10 protein-coding genes and 1 riboswitch are annotated in these 15447 nt (G+C 42.8%); of the genes, 8 read left to right on the forward strand and 2 right to left on the reverse strand.

Features of this window, described 5'->3' with window-relative positions; all coding sequences use genetic code 11:
* Window positions 1-188 precede the first annotated feature (188 nt).
* Complete coding sequence (locus tag BXY41_RS00585; RefSeq protein WP_104433513.1) at window positions 189-1598, reverse strand: NAD(P)/FAD-dependent oxidoreductase; 1410 nt, start codon at window positions 1596-1598, stop codon at window positions 189-191.
* 11 nt (window positions 1599-1609) lie between these two features.
* Window positions 1610-1705: riboswitch (purine riboswitch) on the reverse strand.
* 141 nt (window positions 1706-1846) lie between these two features.
* Here BXY41_RS00585 and BXY41_RS00590 point away from each other — a divergent pair.
* The 6 genes from BXY41_RS00590 to BXY41_RS00615 all read left to right on the forward strand — a co-directional run bounded on the left by BXY41_RS00590 (window position 1847) and on the right by BXY41_RS00615 (window position 9372).
* Window positions 1847-3748, forward strand: coding sequence for a sigma 54-interacting transcriptional regulator (locus BXY41_RS00590; protein WP_104433515.1), 1902 nt, complete (start codon window positions 1847-1849; stop codon window positions 3746-3748).
* Window positions 3749-3939: 191 nt separating this feature from the next.
* Window positions 3940-4845, forward strand: a complete 906-nt coding sequence (locus BXY41_RS00595; protein WP_242980001.1) for a carbohydrate ABC transporter permease — start codon at window positions 3940-3942, stop codon at window positions 4843-4845.
* A gap of 5 nt (window positions 4846-4850) precedes the next feature.
* Entirely contained in the window at window positions 4851-5693 is an 843-nt protein-coding gene (locus tag BXY41_RS00600) for a carbohydrate ABC transporter permease (RefSeq protein ID WP_104433517.1), read from the forward strand.
* A gap of 21 nt (window positions 5694-5714) precedes the next feature.
* Window positions 5715-7103, forward strand: a complete 1389-nt coding sequence (locus BXY41_RS00605) for an ABC transporter substrate-binding protein (RefSeq protein WP_104433519.1) — start codon at window positions 5715-5717, stop codon at window positions 7101-7103.
* 79 nt (window positions 7104-7182) lie between these two features.
* Window positions 7183-8337, forward strand: coding sequence for a glycoside hydrolase family 88/105 protein (locus BXY41_RS00610; protein ID WP_104433521.1), 1155 nt, complete (start codon window positions 7183-7185; stop codon window positions 8335-8337).
* A 12-nt stretch (window positions 8338-8349) separates the two neighbouring features.
* On the forward strand, window positions 8350-9372 hold the full coding sequence (locus tag BXY41_RS00615) for a zinc-binding dehydrogenase (protein WP_104433523.1): 1023 nt from the start codon (window positions 8350-8352) through the stop codon (window positions 9370-9372).
* A gap of 49 nt (window positions 9373-9421) precedes the next feature.
* Here BXY41_RS00615 and BXY41_RS00620 read toward each other — a convergent pair whose 3' ends face one another.
* Entirely contained in the window at window positions 9422-11080 is a 1659-nt protein-coding gene (locus BXY41_RS00620; RefSeq protein ID WP_104433525.1) for a DUF4091 domain-containing protein, read from the reverse strand.
* Between the two features lie 235 nt (window positions 11081-11315).
* Here BXY41_RS00620 and pth point away from each other — a divergent pair, with 235 nt between their 5' ends.
* Both pth and mfd read left to right on the forward strand, forming a co-directional pair.
* Window positions 11316-11882, forward strand: a complete 567-nt coding sequence (gene pth, locus BXY41_RS00625) for an aminoacyl-tRNA hydrolase (protein WP_104433527.1) — start codon at window positions 11316-11318, stop codon at window positions 11880-11882.
* A gap of 9 nt (window positions 11883-11891) precedes the next feature.
* Window positions 11892-15428, forward strand: a complete 3537-nt coding sequence (gene mfd / locus BXY41_RS00630; protein WP_104433529.1) for a transcription-repair coupling factor — start codon at window positions 11892-11894, stop codon at window positions 15426-15428.
* Window positions 15429-15447 lie beyond the last annotated feature (19 nt).

A 15447-nucleotide genomic window follows, 5' to 3' on the forward strand; every position in this document is an offset into this window, starting at 1 on the left:
GCAAGAAATGAAAGAACAGGTAATCGAAAAACAAGGGAACAACGCAATAAGGTTAGAGTACCTGAGTTGGTGAGGGAGATAAAAAGAAAAATTAATAATGTTTAACATTGATTCATATTACGAAAGATAAAAAAGGGGGGGGATACAAAACCAACTTACGTTAGTATTGTATCCCCCCTTTTTGCACTTTAATTTAACTTACTTAAAATACTTCTGGCAACGCTGATACCATTGGCAGAGGCCTGCTGAAGCCCCCGTGTCACGGAAGCACCATCTCCGATGGCGCGCAGCCCCAGCACGCTGGTTTCGAAATCACTGTTAACAACCACTTTATTGGAGTAGAATTTAACTTCCACACCATAAAGAAGCGTCTCGTCGCTTGCGATACCAGGTGTAACCTTATCAAGGGCAAGCAGCATTTCCTTAATATCAACCATAATTCTGTGAGGGAATACCAGGGATAAATCGCCTGGAACCGCATCCTTTAAGGTTGGAATAATATTGTTGCGGCATAAGCGCTCTTCTGTGGTACGTCTTCCTCTCTGGAAATCTCCAAAGGTCTGTACCAGAATCCTGCCGTCACACAGCATGTTGCTTAACTGTGAGATATGTTTTCCGTATTCAATCGGTGTTTTAAATGGCTTGGTAAAGTTCTTGGATACCAGGATTGCAAAATTGGTGTTATTGGTTTTGTATTCCTGGGACTTGTATGCGTGTCCATTGACAACTGCCAGTCCGTTCTCGTAATATTCTGTGGCTACCTCTCCGGAAGGATTGGTACAGAAAGTACGTACCTTATCATCAAAGGTTGGAGTGTAATAAACAAGCTTCGCTTCATAGAGATTCTTATTTAAAAATTCCATTACTTCATCTCTGACTTCAACACGAACTCCGATATCAACAGTTCCCACCTTTGTCTCAATTCCATGATTTCCGCAGATATGGCTGAACCAGTCAGATCCCTCGCGGCCGATGGCAGAAACGATCTCAGGGGCCTCATAGATCTCATCCTTATCTGTGATAATTCCCTTAGCCTGATTATCCTCGATAATGATGTCTTTAACCATGGTATTAAATTCCATCTCCACACCCTGTTCCAGTAAATGTTCCTGAAGACGGGTGTAGATTTTATAGCCTTCCTCCGTACCCAGATGGCGGATGGGGCATTCAATTAGTTTTAAATTGGCGTTTATGGCTTTGCGGCGGATCTCCTGGATCTCCTTTTGCTTATCAACACCGTATACATTGGTATCTGCGCCGAATTTTAAATAAATATTATCAGATTCTTTTAACAGTTCCACGGTTTTATCATATCCCAGTATTTCAGGAAGATTACCTCCTACGTCAGGAGATAAGGATAATTTACCGTCTGAAAATGCTCCTGCACCTGCAAAGCCAGTGGTGATGGAGCATGGTTTGCAGCCTACACATACTTTGGTTGTACGTTTGGGGCAGGTACGTTTTTCAATCGGACGGCCCTTTTCAATCATCAGGATCTTTAAATCCGGTTTTTTATCGATCAGTTCATAAGCGCAGAAAATACCGGAAGGGCCTGCACCGATGATGATCACATCGTAATTTTTTGAAGCTTCCTTCATGAACATCACTCCTTTTTCCTTCTAACCCTTATAGTCAACTATTGAGGTAGTTGGTAGAAACGTTCAACCAATTTTGAACTTATATAAGCGCAACGGTTTTATTTTAACATAATGGGAGGAGGTATGACAAGGGACATGAGTATAAAATTTTAATAACGGGAAAGTCTGTTATTTTATTTGTTTACGGCTGCAGGGCATGGTATGATACTTATAATATTCTGGGGGGAACAACACAGGGAGGAGACAAAATGCCGGGGATAGCGATGTTATTGCCCAATATTGAGCTTTTACAGATTGCAGGTGAGCTTTGTAAAGACCATTCCAATGTGATTATCTGTAAAAGAACATTAAACGAGAATGTTGAGGCAGATGCGAAAGAAGCAGTTAAAATGGGAGCCAGTGTGATTGTTGCCAGGGGGACTCAGGCTGAGAGAATCCGCTATACAGTGGATATTCCGGTTGTGGATATCGTCTGGACTGCACAGGAGATTGGGCTTGCAATATTAAAAGCCAAGGAAATGATACAGGATACATGCCCTGTCATTGGAATTATCGGATTGAAGAGCATGTTTTGCGATACAGTCCATTTTGAAACTTTATTTCATGCAAAAATTAAAACTTTTTATTACACCTCCATAGAGGAAAAAGAAAGTATGTTCAAAGAAGTGGAGACATGGGGGGCGGATATGCTGATCGGTGCTCAGGATATCCTCAGGCAATTTGGATATTTGAATATTCCTGTCCTGCCGGTGGAATCCACAGAGGAATCCGTCAGGATTGCCATCAGCCAGGCAGAGACTCTTTTCTCTAACAATGAGATAAAACGCCGCAATGAATCCAAAGTGAATTCTCTTTTAGACAGCATGTTTAATGGACTGATTCAAATTGACAGTACCGGGACGATAGTAATGATGAACCGGATTACGGAAGGTATATTAAATAAAGGCCAGGAAGAGGTACTTGGTAATAATGTAAAAGATATTATTAAGGACATTAATACGGATCTGATTCATCAGGTACTCAACAGTCCAAGAGAAAGCTTTTCTTCATTTCTCAATGTAAATGGACGGGCTATGGTTATGATTTTATCCCCCATTATGGTTGATGATCAGATCACCGGTGCCTATTTATCATTAAAGAAAATAAGCCGGAATGATGAAATTGATTATGCCATTCAGGAGGCGGAACGCAGAGGCGGATTTGTAGCTTACCGAAACTTTGGAGATATCTGCTATACCTCTGAGAAGATGTCCAGGCTCATTGAGCAGGCAAAGCTCTATTCCCAGTCCAACACGCCGCTGATGATAGAAGGACAGACTGGAGATGACAGGGAAAGCCTTTGTCAGGGAATTCATAATTACAGTCTCCGTAAGAATGGTCCTTATGTGATGGTCAGTATGGTAGGGCTGTCTCAGGAAAGGCAGATGGAGCTGTTATTTGGTAGCGGGGACGAAAGACGGAACAGCCAGAGGGTTATTGGTGCACTTGAAAAGGCCAACGGAGGAACCCTGGTTATTACAGGGATCGGATTTGCCGCAGCCAGCACACAGTCAGCCTTGTGCCGGTTTATCAGGGAAAATACAGGAGTACAGCTGGGGAACGGAGAAATAAAGCTGTTGGATGTAAGGTTAATTGTTACTTCCACAGAATCCCTTTTACAAATGAGAAAAAACGATACGGTTACATTTACCTTCTACTATATTTTTTCCGGCCTGGTTTTAAGGCTGCCGCCCCTTTCTGAGAGAAGGGAGGATGTGGTGAACTTTGTAAACCTTTATTTAAAACGATATACCCAGCGGTATTCCAGATTTCAGGTTTTAACCGATGAAGCCATGGAATATCTAAAAACGTATAACTGGTGCGGAAGTGCGCTGCAGATTGAACGATTTATTGAACGAATGGTGCTTACCATTGAGAAGCGTACCATCAAAAAACATATCGTGGAAGACCTTTTGCAGGAAATGTACCCGGATGAAGTTTTTGAAGAGGGAAACCTGGCAGTCAAAGAAGAATCCATGGATGCCTATGAAATCCTTTTGAGAAATACCTTGTTAAAAAACTCCGGAAACCGTAATGCAACCGCAAAGGAGCTGGGAATCAGCCCGACTACGCTATGGCGAAAAATGAAAAAATATGGGATCACAGACTAAAAGTTTTCAATATGAAAGACATACTTGAAATACAAGAACTAAATTAGAAATAAAATCGCAATAAAATGAAATGTATGTCCATTACGATGAGAGAAGAACGCATTTATTAGTCAATATGGCAATGGTGCGTTCTTTTTTATGTTTATATAATTTACATATCTTACAAGCACGATGGGGAAGGGAAGGAGAACATGCAGCAAAAAAAAGAAAAGAGGTTTATTAATATACGTACCATACCGTATCTGATGGTACTGCCCTCAATATCAGTCATTGTCATTTTTATGTTTTACCCTATTTTTAAAACATTCTATAACAGCTTTCATCATTATATCTTAACCAGACCAAAAGATTATGGCTTCGTAGGACTGGATAATTACGTTAAGCTGTTTTCTGATCCGCTGTTTTATAAGTCATTAAACAATACAGTAATCTGGACCTTTTTTAACGTATTCTTCCAGTGTATTCTGGGGCTTCTGGTAGCACTTCTTATGAATACAGAATTTAAGGGACGGAAGTTTTACCGTATGATCGTTTTTTCACCATGGGCATTCGGTGGAATGCTGGTAGCATTAATATTCAGCTATATGTTTACCGGACAAACCGGTGTGATCAACGATTTACTGATGAAATCCGGCCTGATTCATGAACGGATCTCCTGGTTTTCCACAGGCAGTCTTGCAAGAGGAACCCTGATCTTTACAACAACCTGGAGAGGAATTCCGTTTTTTGCAGTATCCTTTCTGGCCGCCCTTCAATCCATACCTGGGGACTATTATGAAGCAGCAGATGTGGATGGTGCCAATAATATTTATCAGTTCTGGAGAATTACACTGCCTTTGATAAAAAATACACTGATTTTAACCACGCTTCTCCGTACGATCTGGACGTTTAACATTGTTGATATTATTGCTGGTATGACAGATGGCGGACCCAACAATTCTACCATGACACTGCCCCATTACCTTATGACAAAGTTCAATGAAGGTCTGGATATCGGATATTCCAGCACTATGGCAGCAGTAATGGCGCTGATTCTGGCAGTATTTGCCGGTGTCTACGTTGCGGCAGGAGGATTTGGCAAGGAGGGAGACTTATAATCATTATGAGCAATAAGACAAAGAAAAGATTAATCCGGATTTTTACTGTTAATATACCGTTGGTTGTCCTGTTTATCATTACCATTTTTCCGCTGTACTGGACAATTGTAACTTCCCTAAAGCCTGAGAATCAGATAATGAAGCTGCCCTTAAAGTATTGGCCCAGCCCAATTACATTTGATAATTATAAATATATCTGGAATAACATGGGATTTGATATTTACTTCTGGAACAGTGTAATGGTAACAGTAATCAGTACCGTGGTGTGTACGGTGGTTTCCCTCTTCGGAGGCTATGCCATTGCCAGATATCCATATAAAGGAAAGAAACTTACATATCTGATATTACTTGTTTCACAGATGTTTCCCGGTGTGGTCTTAATGATTCCACTGTTTGAAATCTTTAAAAATATGGGGATTGTGAATTCACCCTATTCCCTTATTTTAACCTATACCACAGTCCGGATTCCGTTTTGCATGATTATGATCAGCGGATTCGTTGCTGGTGTATCCCCTGCTCTGGAAGAGGCAGCTCAAATTGACGGATGTTCTGTTTTGGGGGCAATTACGAGAATTGTAGTACCAACCATCGCTCCCGGACTGGTGGCAGCAGGCGCATTTGCCTTTGTAAGCTCCTGGAATGAGTACGTATATGCATTTTGCTTTTTAAGCAGCGAACGGTATTTTACACTTCCCATTGGATTGAAGCTTATGAAGGGTGAGTTTTCAGTGGCGTATGGTAGTCTGGCAGCAGGCTGTGTCATGGCGCTGATCCCTGTAATTTTATTGTTTGCTTATATTCAGAAATACCTGGTTTCCGGTTTATCAGCCGGTGCCGTTAAAGGTTAATATAATTTTAAGGAGGAACTTATGAGAAAGGCAGTAGCAGCTATTTTAGCACTAAGTATGATTGTGGGACTTACCGGATGTGCAGGTAAAAAGGAGGAGACAGCCCCTGCAAAGGAACAGACTGAGAGCAGCGGGGAAGCAGGAAAGAAAGAGGGAGAAAGCACTGCAGCAGAAACAACTAAGAGCGCAGGCGGAGATCAGGCTCCTGTTACCCTGACATTCTGGCACAGGGATGGAAATACAACCTCAAACCCGATGTTTGATGTAATTATTAAAGATTTTGAAGAGAAATATCCATGGATTACAGTGGAGTATACGGGACTTGCAGCGGATTCTTATATGACCAAATATAACACCGCCATTGTAACCGGAGAAACACCAGACGTTTGTACCATTTCCAACAAGGATCTTAACGCACTGGTGGCACAGGATGCACTGCTGGATCTGGAAGAGTCGTTTAACCAGTGGGAGGAGAAAGATCAGATGCTTCCGGAGATTCTTGATTCTGCCCGCTTCCTTTCCGGAGATGGCAAGTTATATATGCTGGGTTATGGCATGACTCAGGAAACTTCCTGGTATAACAAGAAATGGCATGAGGAGCATGGAATTGAGCCGGCACAAACCATAGACCAGCTGGTGGAATATAGTAAAAAATATGCGGATAAGAGCAAAGGGGAATATTATTTCACTCTTCGCGGTGGTGCCGGATCAGCGGAAAACTTATTTATGTTCCTGATGTCCTATGCAGGCGTTACCTCTTTCTTTCAGGAAGACGGAACCTGTAATTTAAACAATCCAAAAATTGCAGAAGGTCTTGATGTATATGCAAGCCTCTACAAAGATGGTCTTGTTTCTGTTGATGCAATTTCCAATGGATTTAAAGAAATGGTAGCAGAATTTGGTTCTGGTACAGCTCAGTATATGATGCACAATTCCTCCTCTGTAGCAGAAAATGAAAAGAACTTAGGGGCTGAGAATGTAATGGTTGTTAAGCCTCTGGCAGGAAAGGACGGAATTGCAGTTTGTAAAGCGCCATCTTTTATGGGAGCTGCAGCGTTTAAAGCAACAAAGCATCCGGAAGAAGCCACTTTGTTTGTGGAATATCTTGCTTCAGCAGTTGGTGCAGGTTATGCAGATGTAACAGAGGGAAGAGTTCCGGTCAATAAAGGTATTTATGAACAGGACTGGTATAAGGAAAATCCTTACTATCAGGTTTATGCAACATTTGCAGAAGAGGGCGTTAAATTTGCCGAATTCCCGTTTTGGCTGGATGGCTATAATGAGTACGCAAAAACTAACATTACTGCAGATTTCCAGGCAGTTTTACATGGTGAAAAACAGGCTGCAGACGTTTGCAATGCCTGGGCAAATGATTTGGGCAAGATGCAGAAAGAGTATCTGTCAAAATAAATAAAGGCTGGGCTGTCCGCTAAAAGGACAGCCCAAATTAATAAAATGCCAAGTAATGAAATTACAGGAGACTATAACAATGGTATTTGAGCGCTATATCAAGAATTACATAAAAGAATTCAATGATCTTGACCGGGAGGTTTGGAACTATGAGGATGGCTGCATTTTAATTGGAGCTGAGAAATTATTTCATGCCACAGGTGAGTCATTTTATTATGACTGTATCAGGAACTATGTAGATCGCTATGTTGATGAAGATGGCAATATTAAGGGGTATGAAAGAGAAGAATATAATATTGACAGAATTCCGTCCGGTCTTGTTTTGTTCTTATTATATGAAAAAAGCGGGGAAATCAAATACCGGAAAGCAATAGAAGCCCTGAGGCTGCAGCTGAAACATCATCCAAGGACGAAAAGCGGAAGCTTCTGGCATAAAAAAATTTATCCAAATCAGATCTGGCTGGATGGCCTTTATATGGGAATGCCCTATTATCTTACCTACGAAAAAATGTTTGGAACGAGAGATGCTTATGACGATGTAATGATGCAGTTTAATAATGCAAGAAATACGTTGTTTGATGAAGGGAAAAAGCTTTATTACCATGGCTGGGATGAGGCAAAAGAAATATTCTGGGCAGATAAAGAAACCGGATTATCAAAAAATTTCTGGTCCAGGGCTCTGGGCTGGTATCTGATGGCGCTCATTGACTGTTATGAAATACTGCCAGAGGAGGAGACAAAACACCGGAACAGGCTGGGAGAACTTTTAAAGGAGGCGGTAGACGGACTGCTTCTTTATCAGGACAAAGAAAGCGGATTGTTCTATCAGCTGACCGCTTTAAAAGATGTGAAAGGAAATTACCTTGAAACCTCCTCCTCAATTATGTTTGCTTATGGAATTTTAAAGGGTGTACGCCTTGGCGTTTTAGAGGAGGCAAAGTACCGGGGCAGAGGAGAAGAAATACTGATTGGAGTGGAAACACGGATGTTTCAACAGTATGAAGGAAAAATCCAGCTGACCGGTATCTGCAAAGGAGCCGGGCTCGGTCCGGCAGACAATCTTTTCCGTGATGGAAGTGTTGAGTATTATTTAAAAGAGGAAGTTGTAGCTGATGAGCAGAAGGGTGTGGGAGTTATGATGATGGCATTCGGAGAATGGCTCCAGCTTTTAAAGAATAAACCGGTTGAACCAACCAATTATCCCAGAGTAGAAATCTGGAATGGACAATATTAGGAGGCTGCAGGAATGAAGGCAATTTATATAAACGCACCTGGTGAAGTAGTGGTGAAAGAGACTCAGATACCTGTACGTAAAAGTGGTGAAGCTCTTTTAAAGGTGTTATACGGCGGTATTTGCGGCAGTGATCTTGGCTCTTATAAGGGAACCTTTGCGTACTTTGATTATCCCAGAATTCCAGGGCATGAGTTTTCTGCTGAAATTGTGGAAATAGATGAAAATTCCCAAGGTCTGAAACCTGGCATGATCGTAACCTGTAATCCATATTTCAATTGCGGAACCTGCTACTCCTGCTCTCAGGGGATAGTAAATGCCTGCCAGGACAATCACACCATGGGCTGTCAGATGGACGGTGCATTTTCAGAATACATTACCATGCCGGTGGAACGGATTTATGAGGGGAAAGGTCTGGATCCGAAAGTTCTGGCTGCCATAGAGCCTTTTTGTATCAGCTATCATGGTGTCAGCAGAGCAGATGTACGGCCTATGGAAAAGGTACTGGTTGTAGGCGCCGGAACCATTGGTATTCTTGCGGCAATTGCAGCAAAAGCAAAAGGAGCCGTAGTATATATATCGGATGTATCCGAAGGCAAACTGAAACTTGCCCAGTCGTTTGGTGTTGATGGAACAATTTTAAATTCTTCTCCCATGCATTTTGTCAACGAGGTGGAGCGGATAACAAATGGAAATGGTTTTGATGTCACAATCGAAGCAGTGGGTCTGCCGTCTACTTTCCAGAACTGCATTGATGCAGCCTGTTTTGGAGGAAGAGTAGTCGTAATCGGAGTAGGAAAGAAGAATCTTGATTTTAATTTTACGCTGATCCAGAAAAAAGAGTTAAATGTCTTTGGTTCCAGAAATGCATTAAAGAAAGACTTTATAGAACTGATCGATCTGGTAAAATCAGGTGAAATTCTTCTTGATCAGATTATTACTGATACATACTCCTTAGAGGATGCCCCCAGGGCATTTGAGGATTTTGCAAATAATCCGGGAAATATGCTTAAAGTTATGATTGATTTCAGAAAGTAAATAAATAGAAGATGCTGCAGGAGATATGTCTGACCTGCAGCATCTTTTTTTAAATAAATTGTTTTAGCGCCCGGTTAATTTTATTTCTGACTGCAATTAGATAGGCTGCTGATTTCGGATACGTCTGAAACGTAATTGGTTCCGATAAGTCCTCTTCTAAAAGATCAATTACAGCTTCTCTGCCGATGTGCTGTTCCAGCAGCTTTAACGCTCTGTGATCCTGTATGGCTTCGTATAAAACCATAAGCCGTATGGACTCTTCCGGATGCCTGTCCGCTCCCGGATAAACTAAAAATGCATCTCCGGATGGAAAACTCCCCCCGCTGTCCGTGACCAGATAAGGGTTGATGTGCTCCAGAGAATATTCGGAATTATAAAAGTTAAAGCCCCAGTGAAGGATACCTTCAATTCCAAATTTATAAACCTGAATCCCATAGATCCGGTTCCTTTCTGAAGGCATCGCCATAAAGCGGTTGGCAACATCAACACACTGAGCGGTACAATAGTAGCTCCACAAATGGGGGACACCGTGCTGTAAAAATGCTTCTATATGGTCGGTAGCACAAACGGGGCGATCTACCAGACCGGATTCATAAAAAGAATAATCAGAAAGAGCATCTATCAGCTTGCAGCCCTTTAAGTGTTCCATAACGGATTCTCTGGCTGCAGCATAGGAGTTGAAGTTGGCAGGTTTTGGTTCGTCGGATATGTGGAACCAGGTATCATCTAAGAGATCCAGGAGCTTTAACTCCTCTTTCAGTGCAGGAAGAAACTGATTAAGGAAACAGGTGTAGTCCCCTATGGCAGGGGTATGCCAGCCAAACCGTTTAATTTCCGTCCCGTGGGTTGTAACCAAAATCTTAGGTGCAGATTCTGCGCCCCATTGAGTAAAGAGATGAGCCATTTCAAAATATCTGATTCCAGATGCTTTACAGATTGATACCCATCTTCTTAACCTGGTGAAATCAAACTGGTAAATACCGTTCTCTTCAATGATATCCACCAGCTGTATGGTGGTCCGCTCTCCGCCTCTTGCCGTATCAAGCGGCGGGGTGAAGATTGGTGTTAGTATCATATTCATTCCTCTTTTTGCGTAAAGAGAAATAAAATGCTCAAGAATAGTCCAATGTTCCTCAGAAAAAACGGGGACATGATAATAATCAGCCAGGCAGTCCCCATGAAACCACTGGGTGTGAATCAGTTCCTGCATGGGCAATGAGGCAGGTATGATTTCCAGTGTGGCTGTGACTGATGCAGCAATTGACTGATCGGATTTTATGAGTGAAACGGTTATTGGATAGATACCTGGGTTGATTTCGCTGGTGAGAGATACATACACCCACAAACTTTGCCATTTGCCGGGTACCAGAAGGAGACTGTCATGATCCAGATTTCTAAGAAGATCCGGGTAAAGGCCCGGAGTGTGGCGTAGATAATGACTGTCCCGTTTTTCATGAGCAGGGTAAGCGGAGGGGACGGATATCACCTGTCTGATCCGGATCTGTTTTTCCAGGGGAGAATCGATTAAAACCTGAAGCGTTTCCTTCTCTTCACCGGAAAAGGAGCAGGCTGTCTGAAAAGAAACCGTTTCCCCATAAAGACCGGTAAGACGGCAGCATTCCGGATAAAATAAGGGCTCTTCATCAGTAAATACTTTAGTTAATGAGCTTAAAAGAATCATGCGGTAAGTATTAATTGTTTGTTCCATGTCAGGTTCCTTTCTCAAATACCTACATTATAGCTTTCTGGCTGAATGATTTCAATGGAATAAAATTATTCTGTGATTCTGCCTTTACATCCTTCTTTTAAACTGCTAAAATGAGAGGAATCGCGTTAGGTGCCCCCATATGGGAAATCTAACGCTTTTCGGGCGTTCATAAAACTCCATGATCAGTCATGAAATGCAACTGCTGTTAATATAGACAATAATAAGGAGAATCATCATGTACATCATCGCAGGATTAGGTAATCCAACTAGAGAATATGATAAAACAAGACACAACGTGGGTTTTGAGGCTATTGATGTTCTGGCGGACAAACTGGGAATCCCCATGACGGAAAAGAAGCATAAAGCAATCTATGGGATGGGAATGGCAGGATATCAGAAGGTTATTCTCTCAAAACCCCAGACCTATATGAATTTAAGCGGAGAGAGCATCCGTTCCATGGCTGACTTTTATAAGGTTGAACCGGAACATGTTATCGTGATCTGCGATGACATCAACCTTGTGGAGGGACAGCTTCGGATTCGTCTGAAAGGAAGTGCCGGTGGACACAACGGACTGAAAAACATCATACAGCACTTAGGAACCCAGGAATTTCCAAGAATCAGAGTTGGAGTGGGTGAGAAGCCTAAGGAGATGGATCTGGCAGACTATGTGCTTGGACGTTTTCCAAAAGAGCTGGAGTCTGTTATGGCGGATGCTTACGTGGCAGCGGCAGAGGCGGCAATCATGATGGTGGAAGACGGAGCTGAAAAGGCGATGAATTATTTCAACAGGAAGAAATAAGGAGATTTCATGAACGATCTATTTGAGAAACCATTAAGGGAACTAAAAGATTTTGAAGGTCTTTGCACTGATCTGAAAAAGAAGGCCGGACCAGTGATGGCAAGTGGCTGCATGGATTCCCAGAAAGTTCATCTGATGTATGAAGCGGCAAAACAGGCAGGTCTTAAGCTGGTGATCACCTATGATGATACCAGGGCAAGAGAGATCTATGAAGACCTACGCTATTTTGATTCTGACACGTGGCTTTATCCCGCAAGGGACTTGCTGTTTTTCAATGCAGATATCCATGGAAATCTGCTGACCAAGCAGCGAATGGAGGTATTCCGTCATTTAATGGAACAGTCCTCCGGTTGGGTGGTAACAACCTTTGACGGTCTGATGGACCACCTTATGCCTCTTGCTGATTTGAAGAAACAGGCGCTTTCTGTTGAGAACGGCCAGATTATTGATGTGGAGCTGTGGAAAAAGCAGCTTACCCAGCTGGGATATGAGCGTATGGGCCAGGTAGATGGAATGGGGCAGTTTTCCATCCGTGGCGGTATCATCGATATTTTTCCCTTAACAGAAGAACTTCCTGTCCGTATTGAACTTTGGGACAATGAGGTGGACTCCATCCGAACCTTTGATTTAGAAAGTCAGAGATCCATAGACCAGCTTGATGAAATCTGTATTTATCCTGCCACAGAGATGGTTCTTACCTCCCAGCAGATTAACGATGGGCTGGAGGAACTTCAAAAAGAGCTGAAAAAATATGAAAAAGATCTGCGGGCTCAGTCAAAGATTCAGGAAGCCGCCAGAATCCGGTCCATTGTTTCAGAACTGATAGAAGGCTTAAAGGAAGGCTGGAAGCAGCATGGACTTGATGGCTATATTCAGTACTTCTGTAAAGGAAGCGTATCCTTCCTTGATTATTTTTCTCCTGAAGATACAGTCTTTTTCTTAGATGAGCCGGAGCGGCTGAAGGAAAAGGGAGAAACTGTTGAGATGGAATTCCGGGAAAGCATGATTCATCGTCTGGAAAATGGTTATCTCCTTCCGGGGCAGACGAATCTTCTTTATCCGGCAAAAGAGATGTTAGCCAGAATTCAGATGAAAAGCGGAGTATATTTAACCGGTCTGGAACAGAAGCTGTCAGGCTTTGTGGTGAAAAACCGCTACAGTTTTCAGGTGAAAAACGTTAATTCCTATCAAAACAGTTTCGAACTGCTTATTAAGGATTTAACCAGATGGAAGCGGGAGGGATACCGGGTCATCCTTCTGTCCGCCTCCAGAACCAGAGCCAGCCGTCTGGCAGGCGATTTAAGAGAATACGAATTACGCGCTTACTGCCCGGACGATCAGGATGGGGAGCATGAGGTAAAGCCGGGAGAAATTCTGGTCACCCACGGCAACATTCACCGGGGATTTGAATACCCCATGATCAAATTCCTTGTGATCACCGAAGGCGACATGTTTGGTGTGGAGAAAAAGAAACGTAAACGGAAAAAGACGGTCTATGAAGGTACCAGAATCCAGAACTTCTCCGATCTCGCTGTTGGTGATTATGTGGTTCATGAGGACCATGGCCTGGGAATATACCGGGGAATTGAAAAGATAGAACAGGATGGCGTCATCAAGGATTACCTGAAAGTGGAGTATGCAGAAAACGGCAACCTTTATCTTCCTGCTACAAGGCTTGACGGAATTCAGAAGTATGCCGGTGCGGAAGCCAAGAAGCCAAAGCTGAACCGCCTTGGAGGAGATCAGTGGAATAAAACCAAAACCAGAGTAAAGGGTGCTGTAAAAGAGATAGCCAAGGATCTGGTTATGCTCTATGCAGCCAGACAGCAGACACATGGATTCCGTTACAGTGAGGATACGGTCTGGCAGAAAGAGTTTGAAGAGATGTTTCCCTACGAAGAGACTGAGGATCAGTGGGATGCAATCGAATCCACAAAAGCAGATATGGAAAGCGGCAAAATTATGGACCGTTTAATCTGCGGAGATGTGGGATATGGTAAAACGGAAATTGCACTGAGAGCGGCCTTTAAAGCGGTTCAGGAAGGAAAACAGGTGGTCTACCTGGTTCCCACCACGATTCTGGCTCAACAGCATTATAATACCTTTGCACAGAGAATGAAAGACTTTCCGGTGCGGGTGGATTTAATGTCCCGGTTTAAGACCTCTGCCCAGATTAAGAAAACGGTGGAAGACTTAAGAAAAGGCATGGTGGATATCGTGGTAGGCACCCACCGTGTATTATCCAAAGATGTGCAGTTTAAGGATCTGGGTCTTTTGATTATTGATGAAGAACAGCGTTTTGGAGTTGCCCATAAGGAGAAAATCAAGCAGTTAAAAGAAAACATTGACGTTCTTACCCTTACCGCCACCCCAATCCCAAGGACCCTTCATATGAGCCTTGTGGGAATCCGGGACATGAGCGTTCTGGAAGAGCCCCCTGTTGACCGAATGCCCATACAGACCTATGTAATGGAGCATAATGACGAAATGGTCCGGGAAGCCATCCACAGGGAACTGTCAAGGGGAGGACAGGTCTATTATGTATATAACCGGGTTAATAACATCGATGAAATCGCAAACCACATTGCAAAGCTGGTTCCGGAGGCAGTGGTTACATTTGCTCATGGACAGATGCATGAGCATGAACTGGAACGAATCATGTTTGATTTTGTAAACGGTGAAATTGATGTTCTGGTATGTACCACAATTATTGAGACAGGACTTGATATTTCCAATGCAAACACCATGATTATTCAGGATGCGGACCGAATGGGACTTTCCCAGCTTTACCAGTTAAGAGGGCGTGTAGGACGTTCCAGCCGTACTGCATACGCGTTTCTCATGTATAAACGGGATAAGATGTTAAAAGAAGAAGCAGAGAAACGTCTTCAGGCGATCCGGGAATTTACAGAGCTTGGCTCTGGTATCAAAATTGCCATGCGTGACCTGGAAATAAGAGGAGCAGGCAATGTTCTGGGTGCAGAGCAGCATGGCCATATGGAAGCGGTGGGGTATGATCTTTACTGCAAACTTTTGAACCAGGCGGTTTTGGAACTGAAGGGTGAAAGAAAAGAAGAGGACACTTACCAGACCGTGGTGGACTGCGATATCGATGCCTACATTCCAACCTCTTATATTAAAAATGAATATCAGAAACTTGATATCTATAAGCGCATTTCTTCGATTGAAAACGAAGAAGAACATATGGATATGCAGGATGAACTGATGGACCGTTTCGGCGAGATGCCAAAGCCGGTTGAGAATCTCCTTAAGGTTGCGGCATTAAAGGCCCTGGCACACAGCGCCTATGTGACCGAGGTAAATATTAACCGCCAGGAAATCCGGCTTACCATGTACCGGAATGCAAAGCTTAAGGTAGAAGGAATTCCTAAGATTATAGAGCAGTACAGAGGAGATTTAAAATTCCATATGGGAGAAGAACCCAAATTTGCCTACCTTGACCGGAAGAAAAATGCGACAACAGATGCTATGATAAGCCAGGCTGAGATCATCTTGAAGCAGATTAGTGAATTATCTGATAAATAGAAAAATATAGAAAATATAA

This window comes from Lacrimispora xylanisolvens (assembly GCF_002934545.1).
GTDB classification, from domain to species: Bacteria; Bacillota; Clostridia; order Lachnospirales; family Lachnospiraceae; genus Lacrimispora; species Lacrimispora xylanisolvens.

Bases quoted from the DNA above. Each gene is read 5' to 3' on its own strand.
- BXY41_RS00585 (WP_104433513.1), bottom strand. From the start codon at position 1,598: ATGAAGGAAGCTTCAAAAAATTACGATGTGATCATCATCGGTGCAGGC.
- BXY41_RS00590 (WP_104433515.1), top strand. From the start codon at position 1,847: ATGCCGGGGATAGCGATGTTATTGCCCAATATTGAGCTTTTACAGATT.
- BXY41_RS00595 (WP_242980001.1), top strand. From the start codon at position 3,940: ATGCAGCAAAAAAAAGAAAAGAGGTTTATTAATATACGTACCATACCG.
- BXY41_RS00600 (WP_104433517.1), top strand. From the start codon at position 4,851: ATGAGCAATAAGACAAAGAAAAGATTAATCCGGATTTTTACTGTTAAT.
- BXY41_RS00605 (WP_104433519.1), top strand. From the start codon at position 5,715: ATGAGAAAGGCAGTAGCAGCTATTTTAGCACTAAGTATGATTGTGGGA.
- BXY41_RS00610 (WP_104433521.1), top strand. From the start codon at position 7,183: ATGGTATTTGAGCGCTATATCAAGAATTACATAAAAGAATTCAATGAT.
- BXY41_RS00615 (WP_104433523.1), top strand. From the start codon at position 8,350: ATGAAGGCAATTTATATAAACGCACCTGGTGAAGTAGTGGTGAAAGAG.
- BXY41_RS00620 (WP_104433525.1), bottom strand. From the start codon at position 11,080: ATGGAACAAACAATTAATACTTACCGCATGATTCTTTTAAGCTCATTA.
- pth (WP_104433527.1), top strand. From the start codon at position 11,316: ATGTACATCATCGCAGGATTAGGTAATCCAACTAGAGAATATGATAAA.
- mfd (WP_104433529.1), top strand. From the start codon at position 11,892: ATGAACGATCTATTTGAGAAACCATTAAGGGAACTAAAAGATTTTGAA.